3 protein-coding genes are annotated in these 2,539 nt (G+C 71.2%); 2 read left to right on the top strand and 1 reads right to left on the bottom strand.

Annotated elements, in window-relative coordinates; all coding sequences use genetic code 11:
- Window positions 1–66 precede the first annotated feature (66 nt).
- Window positions 67–903 (bottom strand): hypothetical protein, encoded by an 837-nt coding sequence (locus ACFWJO_RS08375; RefSeq protein ID WP_386863983.1) that lies wholly within the window; start codon window positions 901–903, stop codon window positions 67–69.
- 324 nt (window positions 904–1,227) lie between these two features.
- On the opposite strand from ACFWJO_RS08375, the gene ACFWJO_RS08380 reads away from it, so the two are divergent.
- On the top strand, window positions 1,228–1,635 hold the full coding sequence (locus tag ACFWJO_RS08380; RefSeq protein WP_386863984.1) for a hypothetical protein: 408 nt from the start codon (window positions 1,228–1,230) through the stop codon (window positions 1,633–1,635).
- A 191-nt stretch (window positions 1,636–1,826) separates the two neighbouring features.
- The gene (locus ACFWJO_RS08385; protein WP_386863985.1) at window positions 1,827–2,429 is read left to right on the top strand and encodes a phage tail protein; all 603 of its coding nucleotides are present in this window, start codon (window positions 1,827–1,829) and stop codon (window positions 2,427–2,429) included.
- Window positions 2,430–2,539: the final 110 nt, after the last annotated feature.

Raw genomic sequence — 2,539 nt, forward strand, 5'->3', positions numbered from 1 at the left:
CTTCTGAGTCCCCCCCTCGCCCGCAAAGACCCCCCCTTGGTCCCACGCAGAAAGCGGGGCGCTTCGTCATGCCCGCAGGAAGTCGTGCAGGGAGTCGGTCACGGCCTCGACGAAGCGCTCGCGTACCGGCTCGGGCACGCGGTCCAGCGACAGGTACGGGTTGAGGTCCTCCAGCTCGACGAGGAGCAGTCCGCCCTCGCGGGTGCGGCAGGCGTCGACGCGCTGGATGCCGTGGTCGAGGGTGTTCCAGTCGACGAAGCGGCGGGCGAAGGCGAGGTCGGCCTCGGCGGGCTCGTACGGCTCGAGGACCCAGCGGCGCTCGGGGTCGGGGGCGTACAGGGCGTACTGGAAGCGGTCGTCGACGAAGTAGAAGGACACCTCGTACCGGAAGTCGACGCGCGGCTGGACGAGTACCTCGCCGTACGAGAGCTCCGCCAGGCGCTCGTACGGCACGAACTCCAGGCCTATGGAGTCGGCGCCGGCCTTGGGCTTGACGGCGTACGACGCGGCGGCGGGCAGCCGGTCGAGGTGCTCGGGGCGGTCGACGGTGGGGATGACGGGGAGTCCGGCGGCGGTGAGGTCGAGCAGGTACTGCTTGCCGGCCATGTCGCCGCGGCCGTGCAGCGGGTTGTAGACGCGGGTGCCGAGGGCGCGGGCCCGGGCGCGGAAGGCGTCGTAGGTCTCCTGGTAGTGGAGGACGGGCCCGCTGTTGCGGACGACGACGGCGTCGAAGCCGTCCATGAGGGCGGCGGCGTCGCGCGGGTGGCACAGGGCGAGGTCGAAGGCCCCGCGCAGCCGGGCGGTGAGGTCGATGTCCTCGTCGCAGTAGCGGCGCCCGCGGGCCGGGTAGGCGAGGTCGGTGACGTAGAGGAGACGGGGTCGGGCGTCGGGGACGGCGGTCACGGGCGGCTCCTCATCGGGGTTCGGGAGCCTCAACCTACCTCGCACCGACTGCCACCGAAAGGTCATTTTCCCAGGTCAGACGGCATCCGGTGGACTCCCAGGCAGCGGATTCCGAAATCGATCACCGAACTAGTTGCGTGCGCGCACGCTCGTCTGTCACAGTTGGTGCAGCGGCGGAGCTGTGCCCGCGAGACGGGCCGCAGGCTCCGCCGTACGCCGTCCGGGAGCGCTCCGCGCCCCCGCCCCCCTTCCCCGCGTCGAGCGCCCCGGGCGGCCCCCCGCACCACCCCGTCCCGCGCTCCCCTTCCACCGAGGAGAACCGTCATGACCACTCCCCCGAGTGCGTTCCCGGACGTCGAGAAGCTGGTCGTCGACGTCCTCAAGGCCGACCCGGCGCTGGCCGGCGTCACGATCGCGGCCCAGGCACCGGCCGGCTTCGACGGCACGCAGAAGGCCGTCCTGGTCAACCGCCGCGGCGGCGCCTGGATCGGCGACCTGCACGTCGACAAGCCGCTGATCGAGTTCGAGGTGTACGGGCCGACGAAGACCGAGGCCCACGTCATCGCGAACGGCGCCCGGCGCGCGCTGCTCGCCACGATCGGCAAGCAGCTCGGCGCGAACTTCGTCGCCGACGTCGAGGAGCAGGACGGGCCCCGCTGGCTGCCCGACTACCTCTACCGCGGCGCCAACCGCTACCTCTGCGTCATTCAGCTCTCGCTGAACGTCTTCTAGACGCCCAGCGCGGGTCCACCGAAGACGCTCGCCCCGGAGCGCCCCCCGGGCACTCCCCGGCGCCCCTCGCGGCGCCCCCACAGACCAGGCCTCGCCGGCCCATCCGGCGGGGCCTTTGCCGTACCCGGAGCCGGAACAGTCCGGTCCCGGGGCGGTGCCCTCACCCCCTCTCATCAAGGAGAAACCCCACCATGGCTGGAAACAACTCTGCCGAAATCCGCGTCGCAGGCGTCGGCAAGCTCTTCGTCGCCAAGGTCGGCACCGCCGCCCCCGGCTTCGGTGCCGACTCCGCGACGGACTGGGCGTCCTGGACGAACCTCGGCTACACCACCGGTGACGGCGTCACGTTCTCGAAGAAGGACAAGCTGGAGGCCATCGACTCGTGGCAGTCGGTCTCCCCGGTCCACTACATCTACTCGGCCCGTGACCTGTCCCTGAAGTTCTCGCTGCTCCAGTTCAACGAGGACACGCTGCCGTTCTTCATGGGCGGCGGCAAGGTCGAGGCCGACGCGGCCCCGGCCACGGACACCTACAAGTACGAGATCGCCGAGCGTCCGTACGCCGACGTCCGCGCCCTCGGCCTGGAGTTCACCGACGTCAAGGCCGGTGGCACCACCGCGGTCACCTACCGCTTCATCATCCCGCGCGGCCAGGTGACCGCCACTGACGACATCAAGCTGTCCCGCAAGGGTGCCGCGCAGCTGGGCGTCACCTTCAGCGCGATGTCGAACGGCGACGGCAAGCCGCTGGCGTCCTTCCTCATGAAGGACACCCAGTACAGCGCGACCGTCTGATCCGACCCCCTCTCCGGGGCGGGGAGGGAGACCGCCGTCCCCCCCCCCCCCCCTCCCCTTCCCCCCCCCCTCCCACTCCCTCCCCCCTCCCCCTCCTCCCCCCCCTTTCC

Source organism: Streptomyces sp. NPDC127092 (assembly GCF_042722475.1).
Classification (GTDB): Bacteria; Actinomycetota; Actinomycetes; order Streptomycetales; family Streptomycetaceae; genus Streptomyces.